General features: G+C 64.1%; 23 protein-coding genes. 16 read left to right on the top strand and 7 right to left on the bottom strand.

Features of this window, described 5'->3' with window-relative positions; all coding sequences use genetic code 11:
* From EB230_RS08380 to EB230_RS08390, 3 genes are all read left to right on the top strand, one after another.
* Nucleotides 1-891, top strand: coding sequence for an HlyC/CorC family transporter (locus EB230_RS08380; RefSeq protein WP_172372029.1), 891 nt, complete (start codon nucleotides 1-3; stop codon nucleotides 889-891).
* 85 nt (nucleotides 892-976) lie between these two features.
* Nucleotides 977-1,777: an alpha/beta hydrolase gene (locus EB230_RS08385; RefSeq protein ID WP_056576572.1), complete on the top strand. Its 801-nt coding sequence runs from the start codon at nucleotides 977-979 to the stop codon at nucleotides 1,775-1,777.
* Nucleotides 1,778-1,948: 171 nt separating this feature from the next.
* On the top strand, nucleotides 1,949-3,499 hold the full coding sequence (locus tag EB230_RS08390; RefSeq protein ID WP_172372032.1) for an acetolactate synthase large subunit: 1,551 nt from the start codon (nucleotides 1,949-1,951) through the stop codon (nucleotides 3,497-3,499).
* A gap of 30 nt (nucleotides 3,500-3,529) precedes the next feature.
* On the opposite strand, the gene EB230_RS08395 is transcribed toward EB230_RS08390, so the two are convergent.
* Nucleotides 3,530-3,832 carry a BolA family transcriptional regulator gene (locus EB230_RS08395; RefSeq protein WP_056575999.1) on the bottom strand — a complete coding sequence of 101 codons (303 nt, stop codon included), beginning with the start codon at nucleotides 3,830-3,832 and terminating at the stop codon, nucleotides 3,530-3,532.
* Nucleotides 3,833-3,990: 158 nt separating this feature from the next.
* On the opposite strand from EB230_RS08395, the gene EB230_RS08400 reads away from it, so the two are divergent.
* From EB230_RS08400 to EB230_RS08425, 6 genes are all read left to right on the top strand, one after another.
* Nucleotides 3,991-4,635: a J domain-containing protein gene (locus tag EB230_RS08400; protein ID WP_056576000.1), complete on the top strand. Its 645-nt coding sequence runs from the start codon at nucleotides 3,991-3,993 to the stop codon at nucleotides 4,633-4,635.
* Nucleotides 4,636-4,758: 123 nt separating this feature from the next.
* On the top strand, nucleotides 4,759-5,745 hold the full coding sequence (gene cobS, locus EB230_RS08405) for a cobaltochelatase subunit CobS (protein ID WP_056576002.1): 987 nt from the start codon (nucleotides 4,759-4,761) through the stop codon (nucleotides 5,743-5,745).
* Nucleotides 5,746-5,756: 11 nt separating this feature from the next.
* Nucleotides 5,757-7,655, top strand: a complete 1,899-nt coding sequence (gene cobT, locus EB230_RS08410; RefSeq protein ID WP_056576004.1) for a cobaltochelatase subunit CobT — start codon at nucleotides 5,757-5,759, stop codon at nucleotides 7,653-7,655.
* On the top strand, nucleotides 7,652-8,680 hold the full coding sequence (locus EB230_RS08415) for an esterase-like activity of phytase family protein (RefSeq protein WP_172372034.1): 1,029 nt from the start codon (nucleotides 7,652-7,654) through the stop codon (nucleotides 8,678-8,680). The genes cobT and EB230_RS08415 overlap by 4 nt, the downstream gene beginning before the upstream one ends.
* 206 nt (nucleotides 8,681-8,886) lie before the next feature.
* A complete protein-coding gene (locus EB230_RS08420; RefSeq protein ID WP_172375025.1) occupies nucleotides 8,887-9,255 on the top strand; it encodes a metalloregulator ArsR/SmtB family transcription factor in 369 nt (122 codons plus the stop codon).
* Nucleotides 9,252-9,740: an SRPBCC family protein gene (locus EB230_RS08425; RefSeq protein WP_172372037.1), complete on the top strand. Its 489-nt coding sequence runs from the start codon at nucleotides 9,252-9,254 to the stop codon at nucleotides 9,738-9,740. Before EB230_RS08420 ends, EB230_RS08425 begins: the two co-directional genes overlap by 4 nt.
* 22 nt (nucleotides 9,741-9,762) lie before the next feature.
* Here EB230_RS08425 and EB230_RS08430 read toward each other — a convergent pair whose 3' ends face one another.
* From EB230_RS08430 to rpmB, 3 genes are all read right to left on the bottom strand, one after another.
* Nucleotides 9,763-10,437 carry a hypothetical protein gene (locus EB230_RS08430; protein ID WP_172372039.1) on the bottom strand — a complete coding sequence of 225 codons (675 nt, stop codon included), beginning with the start codon at nucleotides 10,435-10,437 and terminating at the stop codon, nucleotides 9,763-9,765.
* A gap of 59 nt (nucleotides 10,438-10,496) precedes the next feature.
* The gene (locus EB230_RS08435) at nucleotides 10,497-11,177 is read right to left on the bottom strand and encodes a queuosine precursor transporter (protein WP_172348375.1); all 681 of its coding nucleotides are present in this window, start codon (nucleotides 11,175-11,177) and stop codon (nucleotides 10,497-10,499) included.
* Nucleotides 11,178-11,355: 178 nt separating this feature from the next.
* Nucleotides 11,356-11,652 carry a 50S ribosomal protein L28 gene (rpmB, locus tag EB230_RS08440; RefSeq protein WP_056576014.1) on the bottom strand — a complete coding sequence of 99 codons (297 nt, stop codon included), beginning with the start codon at nucleotides 11,650-11,652 and terminating at the stop codon, nucleotides 11,356-11,358.
* Between the two features lie 259 nt (nucleotides 11,653-11,911).
* Here rpmB and EB230_RS08445 point away from each other — a divergent pair, with 259 nt between their 5' ends.
* Genes EB230_RS08445 through EB230_RS08455 form a run of 3 tightly spaced genes read left to right on the top strand, consistent with a single transcriptional unit; the run spans nucleotide 11,912 to nucleotide 14,329 of the window.
* Nucleotides 11,912-12,700 carry a DUF3108 domain-containing protein gene (locus EB230_RS08445; protein WP_172372042.1) on the top strand — a complete coding sequence of 263 codons (789 nt, stop codon included), beginning with the start codon at nucleotides 11,912-11,914 and terminating at the stop codon, nucleotides 12,698-12,700.
* A gap of 43 nt (nucleotides 12,701-12,743) precedes the next feature.
* Entirely contained in the window at nucleotides 12,744-13,658 is a 915-nt protein-coding gene (locus tag EB230_RS08450; RefSeq protein ID WP_172372044.1) for an EamA family transporter, read from the top strand.
* Nucleotides 13,655-14,329: a lysoplasmalogenase gene (locus EB230_RS08455; protein WP_056576024.1), complete on the top strand. Its 675-nt coding sequence runs from the start codon at nucleotides 13,655-13,657 to the stop codon at nucleotides 14,327-14,329. The genes EB230_RS08450 and EB230_RS08455 overlap by 4 nt, the downstream gene beginning before the upstream one ends.
* Here the strand turns inward: EB230_RS08455 and EB230_RS08460 are convergent.
* Both EB230_RS08460 and gloB read right to left on the bottom strand, forming a co-directional pair.
* A complete protein-coding gene (locus EB230_RS08460) occupies nucleotides 14,304-14,744 on the bottom strand; it encodes a cupin domain-containing protein (RefSeq protein ID WP_172372046.1) in 441 nt (146 codons plus the stop codon). The two genes, EB230_RS08455 and EB230_RS08460, sit on opposite strands and share 26 nt — an antisense overlap.
* A 22-nt stretch (nucleotides 14,745-14,766) precedes the next feature.
* Nucleotides 14,767-15,534 carry a hydroxyacylglutathione hydrolase gene (gloB, locus tag EB230_RS08465; protein ID WP_172372049.1) on the bottom strand — a complete coding sequence of 256 codons (768 nt, stop codon included), beginning with the start codon at nucleotides 15,532-15,534 and terminating at the stop codon, nucleotides 14,767-14,769.
* A gap of 162 nt (nucleotides 15,535-15,696) precedes the next feature.
* Between gloB and EB230_RS08470 the strand changes: the two genes are divergently transcribed.
* From EB230_RS08470 to EB230_RS08485, 4 genes are all read left to right on the top strand, one after another.
* Nucleotides 15,697-16,485 (top strand): methyltransferase domain-containing protein, encoded by a 789-nt coding sequence (locus tag EB230_RS08470; RefSeq protein ID WP_056576031.1) that lies wholly within the window; start codon nucleotides 15,697-15,699, stop codon nucleotides 16,483-16,485.
* 118 nt (nucleotides 16,486-16,603) lie between these two features.
* Nucleotides 16,604-18,418 (top strand): ABC transporter ATP-binding protein/permease, encoded by a 1,815-nt coding sequence (locus EB230_RS08475; RefSeq protein WP_056576033.1) that lies wholly within the window; start codon nucleotides 16,604-16,606, stop codon nucleotides 18,416-18,418.
* Between the two features lie 85 nt (nucleotides 18,419-18,503).
* Nucleotides 18,504-19,301: a DUF1194 domain-containing protein gene (locus tag EB230_RS08480; protein ID WP_056576036.1), complete on the top strand. Its 798-nt coding sequence runs from the start codon at nucleotides 18,504-18,506 to the stop codon at nucleotides 19,299-19,301.
* Between the two features lie 212 nt (nucleotides 19,302-19,513).
* Nucleotides 19,514-19,834, top strand: a complete 321-nt coding sequence (locus EB230_RS08485) for a DUF1330 domain-containing protein (RefSeq protein ID WP_172372052.1) — start codon at nucleotides 19,514-19,516, stop codon at nucleotides 19,832-19,834.
* A 12-nt stretch (nucleotides 19,835-19,846) separates the two neighbouring features.
* Here EB230_RS08485 and metW read toward each other — a convergent pair whose 3' ends face one another.
* Entirely contained in the window at nucleotides 19,847-20,461 is a 615-nt protein-coding gene (metW, locus tag EB230_RS08490; RefSeq protein ID WP_172372053.1) for a methionine biosynthesis protein MetW, read from the bottom strand.
* Nucleotides 20,462-20,463 lie beyond the last annotated feature (2 nt).

A 20,463-nucleotide genomic window follows, 5' to 3' on the forward strand; every position in this document is an offset into this window, starting at 1 on the left:
ATGGACAACGAGACGGGCTGGATCGTCGTCGCTGTCCTTGCCATCGTCGTCCTGCTGGTGGTTGCCGTGCGCACGCGTCTTCTCGCAATGTTCGGCTATGAGCTGTCGCGAATCGAGCCGCAGCGGTCGAGCCAGGACGAATTGCGTGGCGCGGTGGACGATTTCCGCCGCGACGGCCAGGTGGTGCGCGAGGACCGCGACCGCGTCGGCGGCCTGTTCGATCTCGAAGAGCTCGAAGTCTCCGATATCATGGTGCACCGCACCAACATGCGATCGGTGAATGCCGACAATGCGCCGGAAGCGGTTGTGCGCGAGATCCTGCAGAGCCCACACACGCGCATGCCGTTGTGGAAGGGCTCGCTCGACAATATCGTCGGCGTGCTGCACGCCAAGGATCTGTTGCGCGCGCTGAACGAAGTCGGCAATGATTTTTCCAGGATCGACGTGATGAAGATCGCCTCGAAACCCTGGTTCGTGCCCGACACCACGACGCTGCAGGAGCAGCTCAACGCCTTCCTGCGCCGCAAGGCGCATTTCGCCATCGTCGTCGACGAATATGGCGAGGTCGAGGGACTGGTGACCCTGGAGGACATCATCGAGGAGATCGTTGGCGAAATCGCCGACGAGCACGATGTCGACATACAGGGCGTCAAGCAGGAGGCGGACGGCTCCGTTGTCGTCGACGGCACGGTGCCGATCCGCGACCTGAACCGGGCGCTCGACTGGAACCTGCCAGACGAGGAGGCGACCACCATCGCCGGCCTCGTCATCCATGAGACACAGTCGATACCAGAGGAGAAGCAGGCCTTCACCTTTCACGGCAAGCGCTTCATCGTCATGAAGCGCGACAAGAACCGGATCGCCAGGATCAGGATCAGGCCGGTCGCATAGCACCGCGGCAGGCCACGTTACCGATCCTTCATTGGAACTTCGCGTCGTCCCGGTGCATTTTGCGCCGGGCGGTCAGGAGAAGATGATGATCGATCGGCGAACCCTGTTTTTGGCCTCGATGGCGGCTTTTCTGCCGGCCACGGCATTCGCGCGCCAATCCTCGCTCTCTCCCAAAACCTTCGATTACGGGCCGGCCAAGCTCGACATCTACGCGCCCGACGGCGCGAACGGACTGCCAGTCGTCTTTTTCGTCCACGGCGGCGCCTGGGAATTCGGCAAACGCAGCCAGGTGGGCGCCAAGCCGGCATTCCTGCTCGCCAACGGTTTCTGCTTCGTTTCGATCGACTACCGCATGCTGCCCGAGGCCGATGTCGCCACCCAGGCCGCCGATGTGGAAAAGGCCTATGCCTATGTCAGGGCCAACATCGCCGGGCATGGCGGCGATCCCAAGCGCATTGTCGGCATGGGCCATTCGGCGGGTTGCCATCTGATTGCCTTGACCGGCATGCGCGGCGGGCTGCCCGGCGTCGCCGGCCTGCTCCTTGACGACACCAGGGCCTATGACCTGGCGGCGCTCGAGAAAAATGGCGGCATGGTGCGGGCCTATGCGCGGGTCTTTTCCGATCGCTCGCAATGGGCGGCACTCTCGCCGGCCAGCTATGTCGACGGCCGCAAGCATCCGCCGACCTTCATCGCCTATTCGCGCGCCGAGGGCCGTGGCGAGGAGTCCAAGGCCTTTGCCGAGCGCCTGCGCGCCACGGGTACCGAGGTGACGCTGTTCGACGGCAGTGCCTATACGCATATGTCGATCAACCGCGATTTCGGCGAGGATGGTGACGCGCTGACCGCCGCCGCCCTGGCATTCCTGAAATCCGCGGCCGGCTGATCGCCGGCGACTTCCGCTCGTCCACTCCGGCAACTGGATCATGCCAAAAGCGGCGGCGGGATATTGCCGCGCGGACATCCACGGGTGCAATTGCTCCATCTGTTTGACGCAATCCGCAGCGCTACGCGCCTTTCCCGGGATTGCTCCTGACCGCGAATGGGAGAAAATTGCATGAATGGTGCCGATGTGCTGTGCGACGTGCTGCTGGCCAATGATGTGACGGTCTGCTTCGCCAATCCGGGCACCTCCGAGATGCATTTCGTTGCCGCGCTCGACCGCAAGCCGCAGATGCGTTGCGTGCTTGGCCTGTTCGAGGGCGTCGTGACGGGGGCGGCCGACGGCTATGCGCGCATGACCGACCGTCCGGCCGCGACTCTGCTGCATACTGGTCCGGGCCTGGCCAATGGGCTGGCCAACATGCACAATGCGCGCCGTGCCAGGACGCCAATGATTAACATCGTCGGCGACCATGCTTCCTACCACCTGCCCCTCGACGCGCCGCTCACCAGTGACATTGAAGGCCTTGCGGCGCCGATGTCCAACTGGGTGCGCCGGATCGAAGGACCAGCGGATGTCCAGCCGGCCACGGAAGCCGCCTTCCGCGCCTCGCTGACGCCGCCGGGGGTCACCACGCTGATCCTGCCGGCTGATGCTGCCTGGGGCGACGCCAACCCTGCCTCGCCGGGCAAGGTCGTGCTTTCTCCGCCGGCGGTCGACATGGATGCCGTGCGCGAGGCTGCCGCCGCGATCCGTGCCGCGCCGGGGCGGGTCGGCATGATCGTCCGCGGGCGTGCGGCGCGGGCCGATGCGCTCGAGATCGCCGGCCAGATCTCGACAGCCTGCGATGTCCGCCTGTTCAGTGAGGTGCTGATCGCGCGCATGCAGCGCGGTCGAGGGCGCGTGGCACCGACCCGCATTCCCTATCCGATCGATGCGGCGACGACGTTGCTGATGGATATCGATGTCCTGGTGCTGGTCGGCGGCAGCGAGCCGGTCGCCTTCTTCGCCTATCCGGGAAAACCGGGGCGGCTAGTTCGCGACGACTGCCAGGTGCTGACACTGGCCGCCCATGGCGATGATCTGCAGGCGGCGCTCGGAGCGCTTCGTGATGAACTCAGTGTCAAGCCGTCGCAGCAGACGGTGTTCGCGACCGCCTTTCCCGACGGGGCAGCGCCGCGCGGCCAACTCACGGAAGACGCCATCGCGCTGTCGGTAGCGCGCAAGCTTCCGGCCAATGCGATCGTCTGCGACGAGGCGGTCACTTCGGCCAGGCGTTTCTTCGCGCTATCGGCCTTTGCCGCGCCGCACGACTACATGATGGGCACCGGCGGATCGATCGGCGGCGGCATTCCGATGGCGACCGGAGCGGCCATCGCCTGTCCCGACCGCAAGGTGATCAACCTGGAGGCCGATGGCAGCGGCATGTACACGGTGCAGGGGCTGTGGACGCAGGCGCGGGAAAATCTCGACGTGGTGACGATCGTCTTTTCCAACCGCACCTACGCGATCCTGCATGGCGAGATGAAGAATGTCGGCGTCAACGCGATCGGCGAGAACGCCAGGCGCATGCTCGACCTCGACCATCCCGCGCTGGACTGGGTGTCGCTGGCCAAGGGCATGGGGGTGGAGGCGGCGCGCGCCGACACATGCGAGCGGTTCGACGCGCTTCTGGACAGTGCCCTGTCGCGGCGCGGCCCGTTCCTGATCGAAGCCGTGATCTGATTGTCCAACCGATGGGCGGGCGGGTCCGACCTACCAGCGCGTCTTCTCACCGGGCGCTGCCGGTTCGATCGCCAGCGCGTGCACGCCGGCCTTCAGTTCATCGGCCAGCAGTTCGTTGACGGCGCGGTGGCGGTCGATGCGGCTCATGCCGGTAAAGGCGGTTGAGACGACGCGGACGCGAAAATGCGTCTCGCCGGTGCCGTCATAGGTGCCATGATGGTCGGAGCCGTGGTGGTGGTGGCCGGCGTGGAGATGACTTTCGTTGATGATGACCAGCCGGTCCGGCGAAAATGCCTTGTTGAGCTTGTCTTCCATGGTTGCCTGTATGGACATTGCCGTCTCCCTTCACCACATATGGCTGGCGTACCAGCCCTGGGGCCGCTGTTTCGCAACTAAATCCGCCATTCGCCTGCTTTAAGCCGCGATTCAGCGGTTAGGGCGATGATCGCGAAAATGTCAATTCTTGTTTCGCATCTGCGAACGCCCCATAAATGGGTGAGATGAAGCCGTATCCCAAATATTTCGAGAAGATTCGCGTCCGCCCCGACAAGGACGCGGAGCTGAAGTCGCACTCGCCGATCTGCCAGTGGGACGGCTGCAAGGAGCCGGGCACCCATCGCGCGCCGGTCGGACGCATGAAGGAGGGCGAGTATTTCCGCTTCTGCTTCGACCATGTGCGCGAGTACAACAAGGGCTTCAACTATTTCTCCGGCGTGCCGGATACCGAGGTGGCGCGCTTCCAGAAGGAAGCGATGACCGGCCACCGGCCGACCTGGAAGATGGGCGTCAACGGCGCCTCGACGCGTACCTCTCCCGGGATGGCGTCGCCCGATATGGCGCAGATGCGCTCCGGCCGCGCCGGCTACTACAACCGCATGCGCGACCCGTTCGACCTGTTCAAGGGACCGAAGGATCCGCGCGAGGCGCGCGAGCGCAAGGCCAAGCCGCTTGAGGCCAAGGCGCTGGAAACGCTTGGCCTTGATACAAAGGCGACTGGCAAGGATATCAAGGCGCGCTATAAGGAACTGGTGAAGCGTCACCATCCGGATGCGAATGGTGGCGACAGAGGTTCGGAAGACCGGTTCCGCGATGTGCTGCAAGCCTATCGCGTGCTCAAACAGGCGGGCCTGTGCTGAGCGACCCTATGGTTTGTGTCGTTTTCCAACTTTCATAAGGTTGGAAAAGGCTTTAAGACCGCCCCCGAACAAAATCGATTGCCGGCGAAACGGGACGTTTCGCCCGTGGAGACGTTGAGAGATATGAACAAGGTCGATCGCGACATCGCCAACCTGCCCGACACGACGGTGTCGGTTAAGGAGAAATTCGGCTTCGACTCCAAGATGGTGGTGCCGGCCTATTCGGTGACATCAGAACATGTGCCTGACGTCGATCCCGACTATCTGTTCGACAAGGCAACGACGCTGGCGATCCTCGCCGGCTTTGCCTACAACCGCCGCGTCATGGTGTCGGGCTATCACGGCACCGGCAAGTCGACCCATATCGAACAGGTCGCGGCCCGCCTCAACTGGCCCTGCGTGCGCGTCAACCTCGACAGCCATGTCAGCCGTATCGATCTCGTCGGCAAGGACGCGATCGTCGTCAAGGACGGGCTGCAGGTCACCGAATTCCGCGACGGCATCCTGCCCTGGGCCTACCAGCACAATGTCGCGCTCTGCTTCGACGAATATGACGCCGGCCGCCCGGATGTGATGTTCGTCATCCAGCGCGTGCTGGAATCCTCGGGCCGGCTGACGCTGCTCGACCAGAGCCGGGTCATCCGCCCGCATCCGGCGTTCCGCCTGTTCTCGACCGCCAACACGGTCGGCCTCGGCGACACCACCGGCCTCTATCACGGCACGCAGCAGATCAACCAGGCGCAGATGGACCGCTGGTCGATCGTCACCACGCTGAACTACCTGCCGCACGACAATGAAGTGAACATCGTGCTGGCAAAGGCCAAGCACTATCGCGACGGCAAGGGCAAGGACATCGTCAACAAGATGGTGCGCGTCGCCGACATGACGCGCTCGGCCTTCATCAATGGCGATCTGTCGACCGTGATGAGCCCGCGTACGGTCATCACCTGGGCCGAGAACGCCGAGATCTTCGGCAATATAGGCATGGCGTTCCGGCTGACCTTCCTCAACAAGTGCGACGAGCTCGAGCGCTCGGTGGTGGCTGAGTTCTATCAGCGCGCCTTCGGCGAGGATCTGCCCGAGAGTGCCGCCAACGTGGTGCTGGGCTAAGCAGAGCCTCGATGGCGGGTCCGGGCGACAACACGCGCAACAAGTCCAAGACGGGGTCTGAAGCCGACAGCTTCAAGCGCGCCGTCACCGTCTGCATGCGCGCCATTGCCGGCGACAAGGACATGGAAGTCGGCTTCGCCAAGGATCGGCCGGCGCTTGCCGGCAGCCGCGCGCGTTTGCCGGAACTGCCCAAAAAGGCCTCGAAGACCGATATCGCGATCACCCGCGGGCTCGGCGATTCCATGGCGCTGAAGCGCGCCTGCCACGATGCGCGCATCCACACCAAGCTGGCGCCGGAAGGCAAGGCGGCGCGCGCCATCTATGACGCGGTCGAGCAGGCCCGCGTCGAGGCGATCGGCAGCCGCGCTATGCAGGGCGTCGCCGACAATATCGGCTCGATGCTGGAGGATAAATACGCCAAGGCCAACCTCGTCGACGTCAAGGACAAGGCCGACGCGCCGATCGAGGAAGCGCTGGCGCTGATGGTGCGCGAGAAGCTGACCGGCCGGCCGGTCCCGAAGAGCGGCGAGCGGCTGGTCGAACTCTGGCGGCCCTGGGTCGAGGAGAAGGCCAAGGCCGACCTCGACGGGCTGTCGGCCAAGCTCGACGACCAGCAGGCCTTCGCCCGCGTCGTGCGCGAAATGCTCGCCTCCATGGAAATGGCCGAGGAACTCGGCGACGACCAGGAGACGGAAGACTCCGAGGACAATGACGACAACCAGCCGCAAGGCGAGGAGCAGAGCGAGGAGGGCGGCGAAGAGGATTCCGGCTCCGAGCAGTCGCAGTCCGAGGATGCCGAGGCTTCGGCCGATGACGAGCAGTCGTCGGAAACCGAAGCCTCCGACGCCACCGCCGACGACCTGTCCGACGATGACGACGCCGATGCCGAGACCCCCGGTGAGGCTAGGCGCAACGACAATCCCTTCACCAATCTGCCGAAGGAAATCGACTACAAGGTCTACACCACCGCTTTCGACGAGACGGTCGGCGCCGAGGAGCTTTGCGAAGAGGAAGAGCTCGACCGGCTGCGCGCCTTCCTCGACAAGCAACTGGCCAATCTGTCGGGCGTGGTCGGGCGGCTCGCCAACCGTCTGCAGCGCCGGCTGATGGCGCAGCAGAACCGGTCCTGGGATTTCGACCTGGAAGAAGGCTACCTCGATCCGGCGCGGCTGGTGCGCGTCGTCATCGACCCGATGCAGCCGCTGTCCTTCAAGCAGGAACGCGACACCAAATTCCGCGACACGGTTGTGACGCTGGTGCTCGACAATTCGGGCTCGATGCGCGGCCGGCCGATCACTGTCGCCGCCACCTGCGCCGACATATTGGCGCGCACGCTGGAACGCTGCGGTGTCTCGGTCGAGATCCTCGGCTTCACCACGCGGGCGTGGAAGGGCGGGCAGGCGCGCGAGAAGTGGCTGAAGGACGGCAAGCCGCCGAACCCCGGCCGCCTAAACGATCTGCGCCACATCATCTACAAGTCCGCCGACCATCCGTGGCGGCGGGCACGGCGCAATCTCGGCCTGATGATGCGCGAAGGCCTGCTCAAGGAAAACATCGACGGCGAGGCACTGCTGTGGGCGCACAACCGGCTGATCGCCCGGCCAGAACAGCGCAAGATCCTGATGATGATCTCTGACGGCGCGCCGGTCGACGATTCGACCCTGTCGGTCAATCCGGGCAATTACCTCGAGCGGCACCTGCGCGCCGTCATCGAACTGATCGAGACGCGCTCGCCGGTGGAATTGCTCGCCATCGGCATCGGCCATGACGTCACGCGCTATTACCGCCGCGCCGTCACCATCGTCGATGCCGAGGAACTGGCCGGCGCCATGACCGAGCAGCTGGCCTCGCTGTTTGCCGAAGAAAGCGTACGCGACACGCGGCGCGGCGGCATGCGGCGCGCCGGATGATCCTTTCGCGGGGCGGGTTTCGGCAGACGCTTTTCGCTGCCATCGCCCTGCTTGCCGGCGTTGCTTCGGCGCCAGCCGGTGCGGCTGGGCCGGCCCCGGTTGAGCCCATCGAGATTTCGGCCCGCCCGATCACCGAATTCCGCATTGGCCGGGCCGACAGGCAGTTCGGTCCGCTCGAATTCGTCGGCGGGCTGGAAATGACCTCGAAATCGCGCGATCTCGGCGCGCTGTCTGCCTTCCGCTTTCTGAAAGCGGGCAGCGATTTCATCGGCGTGGCCGACACCGGCTACTGGTTCTTCGGCACGGTGGCTCGTGATGCCGACAGGCGACCCGTGGCCATCCAGAACTTCCGCATGCAGCAGATGGTCGACCAGGGCGGGCAGCCGATCGACGAGAAATGGGAAGTCGACGCCGAGGGCCTTGCGGTCAAGGATGGCATCGCCACGGTCGGTTTCGAGCGCAACCACCGCGTATCCCAGTTTAGGATCGACCCGACCAATATGAAGGCGCCATACCGGCAACTCGATTTCCAGGTGCCGGCGCGGGAGTTGCGCCAGAACCGCGGCTTCGAGACGGTCGCCCATGCCAATGCCAATGGCCAGCACGAAGGCGGTCTGGTCGTGGTCTCGGAAAAGAGCCTGGACAAGGCCGGCAATATCTATGCCGCTATCATCGAAGGGCCGCGCAAGGGCGTCTTCACCGTCAAGCGCAACGACGATTTCGACATCACCGATGGCGCCTTCCTGCCGGATGGCGACCTCTTGCTGCTGGAACGCAGTTTCACCATGGCGGGCGGGCTCAAGATGCGGCTAAGGCGCATCCATGGCGAGAGCGTCGAGAAGGGCGCCGTCGCCGACGGGCCGGTGCTGCTGGACGCCGACATGGGCTACCAGATCGACAATATGGAAGGTCTCGACGTCTGGACCCGCGATGACGGCGCGCTGATGGTGTCGCTGATCTCCGATGACAACCACTCGATCCTGCAGCGCAACCTCTACCTGGAATTCGTCCTCCACCAGGATTGAGCGCGGCCATACACGGCTTTTCGCTCACCCTCAGATGAGGCGGGCCCAGGCTTTTCGCCTGTACTGATCTGCGGCCGTTGCCGCTCGTTCTTCCTCGCGTCCTCGCCGCAACCTTCCGCTTTCGGGGCGTGGGAGGGTGTCAGGCTTTGTCAAGATACTTAAGTCAAGACTTGACAATTGCCGCCGCCAGGGCAATACTCAAGTCCATGCTTAACTATTCCGAGATCGACAGCATCCTTCGCGCTCTTGTCGAGCCGACCCGTCGCCAGATCCTGGAACGGTTGAGCCGCGGACCCGCCACCGTCAGTCAGCTGGCGGAGCCGTTCGGCATGACGTTTGCCGCCGTGCTGCAGCATCTGCAGGCGCTGGAAGCCTGCGGGCTGATCCGCAGTGAAAAGATCGGGCGGGTGCGCACCTGCCGGATCGAACCGGGTGGGCTTGCCCCGCTCGCCGACTGGATTGCCGAACGCCGCATACCGGCGGAACGCCACCTCGACCGGCTCGGTGAAATTCTGGCCGAGACGGACCAACCGCCTCCGAAAAACCAGGAACAGCAAAAGGACGAGAAGCAATGAACCAGATCGCCCCCGTGAAGGACGAGCATTCCGTCATCCACTCCACATTCACCATCGAGCGGACCTACCCGCAATCGCCGGCCAAAGTCTTCCATGCTTTTGCCGACAAGGCGACGGTGCGGCGCTGGCGGGTCGAAGGCGACGGTTTTACAATCGCCGAATTCAGCTTCGATTTCCGTGTCGGCGGTGGCGAGGTGTCGCGCTTCAGTTATGGCGGCGGCCCGGAGGTCAGGCTCGACGCCCAGTTCCAGGACATCGTTCCGGACCAGCGCATCGTGTTTTCCTACCGGATGGCGATCGGGCCGCAACCAATGTCGGTGTCGCTGACCACCGTCGAGCTGACGCCTACAGGCGATGGCACAAGGCTAACCTATACCGAGCAGGGCGCCTTCTTCGATGGTGTCGATTCCGCCAAGGGGCGGGAGGAGGGGACGCGCGGGCTGCTGGAGGCCCTTGCAGCGGAACTTCAGAGGTCAAAAACCTGACGCGGCGTGACGACGGCTTTGGTCAGGAGCCGTTGGCGGCGATCCAGATGACATGGCGCGCGCCACGCTTGCCGTTGGCGCGCGTGTTGACCTCCTCGACAGCGAAACCCGCCTGCTTGAGCCGCCGCGTGAAACCTGTATCCGGCCCCTGCGACCACACCGCCAACACGCCGCCTGGTTTGAGAGCACTGCGCGCGGCGCCAAGGCCCGCGAGGCTGTAGAGGGCGTCATTGCCCTTGTGGACGATGCCTTCGGGGCCATTGTCGACATCGAGCAGGATCGCGTCCCAGGCCGCTGGCCCGGACCGTATCGAGTGCCCTACATCGGTCTCCTGGACGGTGACGCGGGGATCGTCGAGACAACCGCCAAACACGTCCGCCATCGGGCCGCGCGCCCAGGCGACCACGGCGGGCACCAGTTCGGCGACAGTGACGCTGGCATCCTTGCCGAGTTCGGCAAGAGCAGCGCGCAGCGTGAAACCCATGCCAAGGCCGCCGATGAGGATCCTCGGCTGCCGATGGCCCGAAATCCTCTGGCATGACAGTTTCGCCAGCGCTTCCTCTGAGCCGCTGAGGCGGCTGTTCATCAGCTCGTTGGTGCCGAGCATGATCGAGAATTCGCTGCCGCGCCGCTTGAGGCGAAGTTCCTGCGCGCCGTCCGGAGTCTTCGCCGAATCGAGCTGGATCCAAGGTATCATGGGCTTTGTCTGACCATGATCTTTTCCGAAAACCGGTGGCCACCTTCCAGGAGCATGGTCTAAGCCGCCACCGCCGGCTGGCTCCAGCGGGCGGCGAGCAGCCGGTAGGGGATAAGCGCGACCACGGCAATGATCAATTTCACCGAGAGATCGCCCAGCGCCCAGGAAACCCAGCGCATGGCCTCGATATGGAAGACGCCCATCAGCGGCGCCGTTTCGAGCGCAAAGCTATCGTTCGGGCCAGCAAAGGCGAAGGCGGCCGAGAAAGCGACGGTGAAGAAGACCATCGTGTCGAACACCGATCCGACCAGCGTGCCGACGATCGGCGCCCGCCACCAGCTTTGCCGGCGCAGCCGGTTGAACACGGTCACGTCAAGCAATTGCGCGGACAGGAACGCCGCGCCTGAAGCAGCGGCGATGCGCGCCAGCCGGTCCGCGGCGGTCTCGAATTCGATCAGGCCATGGCGGAACAGGAAGGGCGGGACGAGGATCGAGCAGACCACCGCCGTCATGAAGCCGACAAAGACGATCCGGCGCGCCACGGCAGGCCCGTAGCGGCGGTTGGCGAGGTCGGTGACGAGGAACGAGAAGGGATAGGTGAAAGCGCCCCAGGTAAGCAGGTCCGCCAGCGACAGGCCGCCGATCTGGCCCTGCATCGGGAACTGCACCAGAATGTTCGACGCCACGACGACAAGCGCCATGGCGGCCACGAAGGGCAAATATCGCGAGAAGGAAGTCATTTTTTTATCCTGGGTAATGGAACCAGCGGAGCATCTGCCCATCGGGCGGTGCTCGCTTCGTAGCTGAGCATCGGATTGTCGAACCTTGCGGATCCATCCGATGCCGCGGCCAACGAAATGTTGGCCAGAGGCCAACAAGAGGTCGGCCAGGGCGGTCGTCCCCCGCCTTTATCCGACGTTACGCGGCAGCCTGCTCGGCGAGCTTCTTGGCGATCTGCTTCTTCAGCAGGCGCGCGCGCTGCGACAATTCCTTGGCATCGGCCTTGGCCAGGAAGGCATCGAGGCCGCCGCGATGTTCGACCGAACGCAGCGCGTTGGCCGAGATGCGCAGGCGCACATTCTGGTTCAGCGCTTCCGAGATCAGCGTCACATTGACGAGGTTCGGCAGGAAGCGACGCTTGGTCTTGTTGTTGGCGTGGCTCACATTGTTGCCGGTCTGGACTGCCTTGGCAGTGAGTTCGCAGGTGCGGGACATAATTCTAACCTTCAGTTCTCTCGGGACCTGCCAAACCCTTGTGCCCACGCCGGGTGGCGCGCGGTTCTGGTCAGGCGGCCTTATGGAAAAAGTTGGCGTTCCATAGTTGCATTTCACCGGGGCGTCAAGCTCCGGCTTCCCCACGGAAGCGCCCGGCATTTCATATTAAGGCCGGATTTCACCCTATAAGCGGTCTTACAGGGACATGCCAGACCGGAGTTGCCCGCCTCCGGCCGAAAATCAAGGATCCGATCCCGCCATGCCTCGTTTGTCTCACGCACTTGTTTCGGTGCTTGCCATCGCCTTGCCGTCGGCCGCGTCCGCTGCCTCGCCGCAGTCCTTCAAAGGAGAATATACGGTCTCGTTCCTTGGCCTCACGATCGCAAGATCGACCTTCTCAAGCCATTATGAGAACGGCGCCTACGCGATCGACGGTACCGTGACGGCGGCCGGCCTCGCCAAGCTGTTCGACGACACGCGGGGTACGATCTCGTCCAAGGGCACGATTTCGGGCCAGAAGATGGTGCCGCAGGCATTTCGTGCCGATTACACCTCCGGCAAGAAGGCGTCCGCGATCGACATCCGCTTTACCAATGGCAACGTGACCTCGACGCAGGTAATCCCAGCGCCCGGCAAGCGCGACCCCAATGCCTGGGTGCCGATCGGTGCCGGCGACCTCGCCGCGGTGCTCGATCCAATGGCGGCGACCGTCATCCATGCCGACAGTCTCGACCAGGTCTGCGGCCGCAAGGTCAAGTTCTATGATGGCGAGATGCGCGCCGACCTGACGCTGACCTACGCCTCGAAAGGCAAGATCTCGGTGCCGGGCTACAAGGGCGATACCATCACCTGCCAGATGGGTTTCGAGCCGGTGGCGGGCTATCGCAAGGGACGCAAGGCGCTCAACTATCTCAAGAACAAAAGCCGCATGATGGTGACGTTTGCGCCGCTCGGCCAAACCGGAGTATATGCGCCGATCCACGCCACGGTCGGAACGCAGATCGGCACCTTGACCATCAGCGCCGGGCGTTTCGAAGCGGTACAATAGGCACGCCACCGGAAACAGAAGAGGGCGCGCCACGGGAGAAAAAATGGGGCGCGCAACACTGATCGGCTTTTCGGCGGTCGCCATGTGGGCGCTCTTGGCGCTGCTCACCGACGCATCCGGCAAGGTGCCGCCGTTCCTTTTGTCGGCAATCACCTTCTCGATCGGTACAGGGGTCGGTCTTGTCGCGCGTCTCCTGATGCCAACCGCCGACAGGAGCCAGAAGATACCACCCCAGGTCTGGGTCATCGGTATTGCCGGCCTGTTCGGCTACCACTTTTTCTATTTCACCGCCTTGCGCAACGCGCCGGCGGTGGAGGCGAGCCTGATCGCCTATCTGTGGCCGCTGCTGATCGTGCTGGGCTCGGCGCTGATGCCGGGCGAAAAACTGGCGTGGAACCATGTCGTCGGCGCGCTGCTCGGCCTCGCTGGCACCGTGCTCATCGTGACCAAGGGTGGCGGGTTGGCCTTCGACGCGCGCTACACGTTCGGCTACACCATGGCAGCCGTCTGCGCCCTGCTGTGGTCGTCCTATTCGCTCCTGTCGCGGCGCTTTCCGTCGGTACCGACCAGCATCGTCACCTGGTTCTGCGGGGCGACCGCCGTGCTGTCGCTCGTTTGCCATCTGGCGTTGGAGCAAACGATCCTGCCGGACGGCGCCGGCCAGTGGCTGGCGGTGCTTGGCCTTGGCCTGATGCCGGTGGGGGCTGCCTTCTATGCCTGGGACATCGGTGTCAAGCGCGGCAATATCCAGGTGCTGGGCGCGGCGAGCTATGCGGCGCCGCTGCTGTCGACACTGGTGCTGATCGCGGCCGGCGTCGCCGAGCCATCGCTGCGCATCCTGGCCGCCTGCGTGCTGATCACCGGCGGCGCGGCGCTCGCGGCGAAGTCGCTGTTCCTGCGCAAGCCGGCGGCGATTGAGGGCGAGGCCGGCGCATCCGAAAGCGGAGCCGGGGCATGACGATGCCGTTTGCCGGCGGCATCGACGCCAACGCCAATGCAACGCTTATCTTTTCGCTGGTGGCGGCGGTGATCTACGCCTTCTCCTCAGGCATGGCGCCGACGCTCGCCCGCTCGGCGGCAAAGACGCTCGCGGTCGCGATGCTTGCCGTGCTGGCGGCGCTGCAAGGTGGCCCGCTGCTGCTGGTCGCCGCTCTTGCGCTCAGCGCCATTGGCGACGCGTTCCTGTCGCGCGACGGCGAGAAGGCGTTTCTCGGCGGTTTGGCCAGCTTTCTCGTCGCCCACATCGTCTATATCGCGCTGTTCCTGCGCAGCGGTGGCGGGCTGGCACTGCTTGGCGCAGAATCCTGGCGTGGGGCGATTGCCCTGGCATTGGCGGTATTCGTGATCGTCATGCTGGCCGCGCTCTGGCGCCGCGTCGGCCCCAGCCTGCGTGTTCCGATCGCCTGTTATGTCCTGGCGATCCTGGCGATGGGCATGGCGGCACTGACCACCAACAGCGCCTGGGTCATCGGCGGCGCGGTGCTGTTCATGGCATCGGACGGGCTGCTGGCCACGGAGAAATTCCTGGTCGCGGCGATCTCGCCACATCGCGGCTGGATGCGTTTGGCCGTCTGGGTCTTGTACTATGCCGCCCAGGTCGCGATTACGCTGGGTTTCCTGCTGGGTTAGGATTCCAGCCCGGCGCCGCCAGTTCGAAGGCGGAGAAATCAAACCCCGGCGCGACGGTGCAACCGACCAGCGTCCAGTCGCCCAGGCTGCGCGCCGATTGCCACCAGCCTGCCGGCACGACGATCTGCGGCCGTTCGCCCGCCGCGAGTTCGATGCCCAGCACCTGCTCGATCACGGCTGCGCCTTCTTCCCACATCGACAGCGCCAGGGGCGCGCCGGCGTGGAAATGCCAGACCTCGGCGGCGTCCCTGACCCGATGCCATGCCGAAAGCTGGTGCTGTTCCAGCAGGAAGTAGATCGCGGTCGAATGGCCACGCGCACCGCCGGCTTCGTCGCGAAATGTCTCCGCGTACCAGCCGCCTTCCGGATGCGGTTTCAGCCCAAGCAAAGCGATGATTTCCGCGGAACTCGTCATGGGGTCGACGATACCACCAGGCTTAGAAATTGTCCTTGCGCTTGCGGATTTCGGCGAACACCTCGGCATCCCCGGCCTTTTCCATGCCGAGATGCTTGCGGATCGCAGGATCGTGCCAGCGCAGGAAGGGATTGGTCGACAGTTCCTCGCCGATCGTCGTCGGCAGTGTCGGCTTGTTGTCGACCCGCAGTGCCTCGATCCTGGCTGCGCGCTCCCTCAATGCCGAATTGGTCGGGTCGACGGCCAGCGCGAAACGGGCGTTGGCGAGCGTATATTCGTGGCCGCAATAGATTGTCGTCGCGGTGGGAAGCGCGGCCAGTTTCTTCAGAGAATCATACATCACAGGCGGTTTGCATTCGAACAGCCGCCCGCAGCCGAGCGCGAACAGCGTATCGGCGGTGAACGCCACCTGCGATGCCGGCAGATGATAGGAGACGTGCCCGGCGGTATGGCCGGGGGTGGCGATCACCTCGATGCGCTCATCGCCGAGATGAAGGATTGAGCCTTCCTCGACGGTCTCGTCGATGCCGGGGATTTTGGCCTTTTCCGCCTCCGGGCCGACGATGCGCAGCTTGAAGCGCTCCTTCAGCGCCAGATTGGCCTCGACGTGATCCATATGATGATGCGTGGTCAGGATCATCGTCGGCGTCCAGCCGGTGCGCTTGATCGCGGCCAGGATCGGCGCCTCCTCGGGCGCGTCGATGATCGCGGTCTGCCCGCTCCTGGGGTCATGCACCAGCACGCCGAAATTGTCCGTGCGGCACATGAACTGCTCGATTTCGACCGCCATCGCATCTCTCCTTTTGTCGCCGCAGACATAGGGCGCCAGAGGACGGATGTCATCCATGGGATGACGAATGTCATTCCCGTGGACGATGAATCTCATCCTAGTATGTCGGGCGCCTCAGGGCCCTTTGTTGAATCCGGCCGATATCACGGCTACATCCCTGACATGCATTCCGACATCGTCGACCTTCGCTCCTTCTACTCGACAACGCTCGGCCGGTTCGCCGAACGCTCGATCACCATGGCTCTGTCCTCGATATGGGCCGCCGTGCCAAACGAGCGCCTGGTCGGTCTCGGCTATACCTTGCCCTGGCTGGAGCGTTTCGGCTCCGATGCCGAGCGGGTCTTCGCCTTCATGCCGGCGACGCAGGGCGCCGTGGTCTGGCCGGCAACAGGGCCGACGGCGACCGCGCTGGTCTTCGACGAGGAACTGCCGCTGGTCGATTCCTGCATCGACCGCATGTTGCTCGTCCATTCGCTCGAACATGTCGAAAACCCGCGCGAGACGCTGAACGAGATCTGGCGGGTGCTGTCGCCCGCCGGGCGTGTCGTCATCGTAGTGCCGAACCGGCGCGGGGTCTGGGCGCGCTTCGAGCACACGCCGTTCGGCAATGGCCGCCCTTTCTCGCGCGGGCAGCTGACGGAACTGCTGCGCGAGGCGAATTTCACGCCCGCGGCGTGGTCGGATGCGCTGTTCTTCCCGCCATCGCGGCGACGCTTCATGATGCGTTTCCACAACGTGCTGGAGCGCTTCGGCCGGCGGCTGTGGCCGATCTTTTCCGGTGTCATCGTCGTCGAGGCGCAGAAGCGGCTCTACCAGGGCGTGCCGGTGGTCCAGCGCGCGTCTCGCCGCGTCTTCGTGCCGGTGCTGTCGCCGCATGGCGCGACACGGCTCGGCCGCCGGGCCGAGGCCGGAGGCGCGGCAACGTCGGCTCGCCAGGTGAAACCTTCGTGATCAGCGCGGAAACTTTCCTCGCGCGGCATTTTTCCGGCCTATCTGTCGTGCACGGGCGGCGGCCGTCGGCTCTCTTCATCCGGTTTCAGCATCGCACCTGAACGCAAGGACTTCTGATATGGCTGATCAACTGGACAATCAGGCCACCGTTCAGCCGGTCGCCGTGGCCAGCAGCCTGCGCGATCAGGTCGCGACGATCAAGCAAGCGCTGGTGGTATCGCCGGTTCGCAGGTGGTTGCTGTGGACATCGGTCGGCATCATGGCCGTCATCGTCGCGACATCGATCGGCCAGGTCCTGCTCAATCGCTGGAACCAGCCCTTCTACGATGCGCTGGCGCGCCGTGACATGGCGGCCTTCCTGCACCAGCTCCTTGTCTTTGCCATGATCGCCGGTGGGCTGCTGGTGCTCAATATCGGCCAGACCTGGCTCAACCAGATGATCCGGCTGAAGCTGCGCGAGGCGCTGACGCTGGACCTGATCGACCAGTGGATGCGGCCGGCGCGCGCATTCCGGCTGGCCAACGCCGGCGCCATCGGCGTCAATCCCGATCAGCGCATGCAGCAGGACGCGGCGCATCTGTCGGACCTGTCGACGGACCTCGGCGTCGGGCTCCTGCAGTCGCTCATCCTGCTCGTCTCCTTCGTCGGGGTGCTGTGGGAACTGTCCTCGGGTTTCGTCTTCCACGTCAACGGCTGGTCGCTGGCCATACCGGGCTACATGGTCTGGGCCGCGTTTCTCTACGCCGGCACCGCCTCCTGGCTGAGCTGGCTGGTCGGGCGCCCGCTCATCAGCCTGAACAGCGACCGCTACACGCGCGAAGCGGAGCTGCGCTCCTCGATGGTGCGCGTCAACGAGAATGTCGATGCCATCGCGCTCTACCATGGCGAGGACGATGCCAGGCGGCGGCTCGAACTCGACCTCGGCACGGTGCTGGGCGCCATGCGGCGCATCTATACCGCCCAGATCAACCTCTCCTGGGTGACCGATACCTATGGCTGGATCACCGTCGTGGCACCGATCCTGGTCGCTTCGCCGGTCTATTTCTCGGGCGATATCAGCTTTGGCGGGCTGATGATGGCGGTCGGCGCCTTCAACCAGGTCCACTCGTCGTTGCGCTGGTTCATCAACAATATCGGCAGCATCGCCGACTGGCGCGCCACGCTGATGCGCGTCGCCGATTTCCGTATCGCGCTCAATGAAACCGATGTGCTGCACGACACCGAAAAGCGCATCACCTTCGACCAAAATGCCAATGGCAGCCTGACCTTCGAGAAGCTCGAAGTGGCCTCGCCGGAGGGCTGCACAAAACTCTCCGACGAACATGTCGAAATCCGCCCCGGCGAGCGCGTCATGATCACCGGCGAGCCGGGCGCCGGCAAGACGCTGTTCTTCCGCGCCATCGCCGGGCTTTGGCCCTGGGGCGGCGGAAAGATCGGCCTGCCGGCGGGAGAAACCCTCATCTTCGTGCCACGTGTCCCGTATTTGCCCGCGGGCACCCTGCGCGAGGTGCTCAATCACGCCAACGGGCATGCGCCCGCGAGCGATGCCGACATTTCGGCGGTGCTGGCCGAGGTAGGTCTTGAACGGCTGTCGTCGTCGCTCGACCGTGTCGGGCGGTGGGACCATGAGTTGGGTGATGACGAACAGCGCTTGCTGGGCGTGGCCAGGCTCGCCCTGCGGCAGCCGAAATGGGTGATCATCGACGAAGCGATGGATGCGTTCGATGGACCCGCGCTGCGACGCGTGCTGGCGATGCTGGAAAAGCACCTGACGGGAGCCACGATCATCAATATCGGGCGCGGCCAGCACAACAATCAGTTCTTTCCGCGCGGTTTGACGATCGTGAAGGATTCCGCTGCGCCGGCGCTGAAACCCGCCCGTGTCAGGGCCGGCGCCATCGATCCGCCACCCGCCGTTCGCCGCAAGAAGTAGGCTGTTTCTCCGGCTGCCTGCGCAAAACCTTATTTTGCCGTGATCGCGGCGGAAGATTTTCAGGGGAAACAACCCTGGCGCCGCCATGTTTGATGCTCTTCTGATTGCCTGTCTCACCTGCGCGCAGGCTGCGCCCATTGCCTCGCCACCGGCGCTGGCGGTCGATGTCGAACTGGTCCTGGCGGTCGACATCTCGTTGTCGATGGATGAGAAGGAGTTCGCGTTGCAACGCGCCGGCTATGTCGAGGCGCTGCGGCATCCCGACTTCATCCAGGCCGTCCGGTCCGGCAATACGGGCCGCATCGCGCTCGCCTATTTCGAATGGGCGGGCACCGTGCGCGATGACGCGATCATCGGCTGGCAGATCATCGATAGCGCGCAAAGCGCCAACAGCTTTGCCGACAAGGTGGCGGCGCGCCCGTTCCGGAGTTTTCGCGGCACCTCGATTTCCACCGCGCTTGCCTTCGGTGCCGGGCTTTTCGACAGGACGAACTTCGCCGGCGAACGCAGCGTCATCGATATATCGGGCGATGGTCCCAACAATATCGGGCCGCCGGTCACCGCCACGCGCGACGCGGCCATCGCCAAAGGCATCGTCATCAACGGCCTGCCGATCCTGATCAACCCGTCGCCGACCTTCAGCCATCTCGACCAGTATTATGCGCAGTGCGTGACCGGCGGGCCTGGCTCCTTCGTGCTGCCGATCCACGCGGCCGCCGAATTTTCCACCGCCATCCGGCGCAAGCTGATCCTCGAAGTGAGCGGCATTCAAGACAAGGCCGAGATCATTCCCGTCGAAGCGGACGCGCCGATCGACTGCCTGAAGGGCGAACGGGACAGGCGATTCCTGTCGGATCCCTATTTCCCGGAACTCGACCGGTAGGCCTGGCGGAGCCGGCCGGGCACCGTGAAACGCCGATTTTGGGCCTCCACGCCCCAATAGGGATGCGGTTTCGCTCGCGCTCAAGGGTGATTCGTGCGCGGTGGATCGATGTCGGCCTATTACCTCAGGCGTAATCGAGTCTCGTCACTCCCTTTGGCAATCTGCAGCCACGAGGCCGGCAAATCGGCCTCGCTCGACAAGGGAGTTACGTCATGGCCGCTTACGCCGTTGCCCATATGCGCCAGGTCAGTATGGGTCCGCAGATCGTCGAATATCTGTACAGGATCGATGCCACGCTGGAACCTTTCGGCGGTCGCTTCCTGGTCCATGGCGGCAATCTGGAGGTGATCGAGAACGATTGGCCGGGCAACCTCATCATCATCGAATTTCCCGACCGGCGGCAGATGCGCCGGTGGTATGATTCGCCCGCTTATCAGGCAATACTGGCCCTGCGCACGGACAATTCCCAATCCGATGTGGTGTTCGCCGACGGTGTCGAACATCCGCACAAGGCCACCGATGTCCTGGGCTAGACGTTCCGTGCCTTATCGCTTCAGCAAGAACACCGCCTGCTGGCCGAAGAAGTTCCAGAACCACCAGGGCATCGACAGGCCGATCCTCTGGCCGGCGGCGTCGAGCGCGGTCGCCTTTTCCACCGTCGCGCCAAGCTCCTCACACAGGTTGACGAAGTCGCGGATGGTGCAGAAATGGATGTTGGGCGTGTCGTACCAGGAATAGGGCAAGTCCTGGGTTACCGGCATGCGGCCGTTGACGAACAGCGACAGGCGCACCCGCCAATGGCCGAAATTGGGGAAAGAGACGATCGCCCTGTTGCCGATCCTGAGCAGTTCGTCGAGCACCAGCTTCGGGTTGCGGGTCGCCTGCAAGGTCTGCGACAGGACGACGAAGTCAAAACCCTTGTCGGGATAGAATTCGAGATCCTTGTCGGCATCGCCCTGGATGACAGAGAGGCCGCGCGCCACACATTCGTTGACGCCGCGCTGCGACAGTTCAAGCCCGCGACCGTCGACCTGTTTGGTTTCCTGCAGCAATTCAAGCAAGGAGCCGTCGCCCGAACCGACGTCGAGCACGCGCGACTGTGGCGGGATAAGGTTGGCGACGACCTCGAGGTCGACGCGCTGGCTGCCGTTGACGCTCATGA

The sequence above is a fragment of the Mesorhizobium sp. NZP2234 genome, from assembly GCF_013170765.1.
In the GTDB taxonomy this organism is placed as follows: Bacteria; Pseudomonadota; Alphaproteobacteria; order Rhizobiales; family Rhizobiaceae; genus Mesorhizobium; species Mesorhizobium loti_D.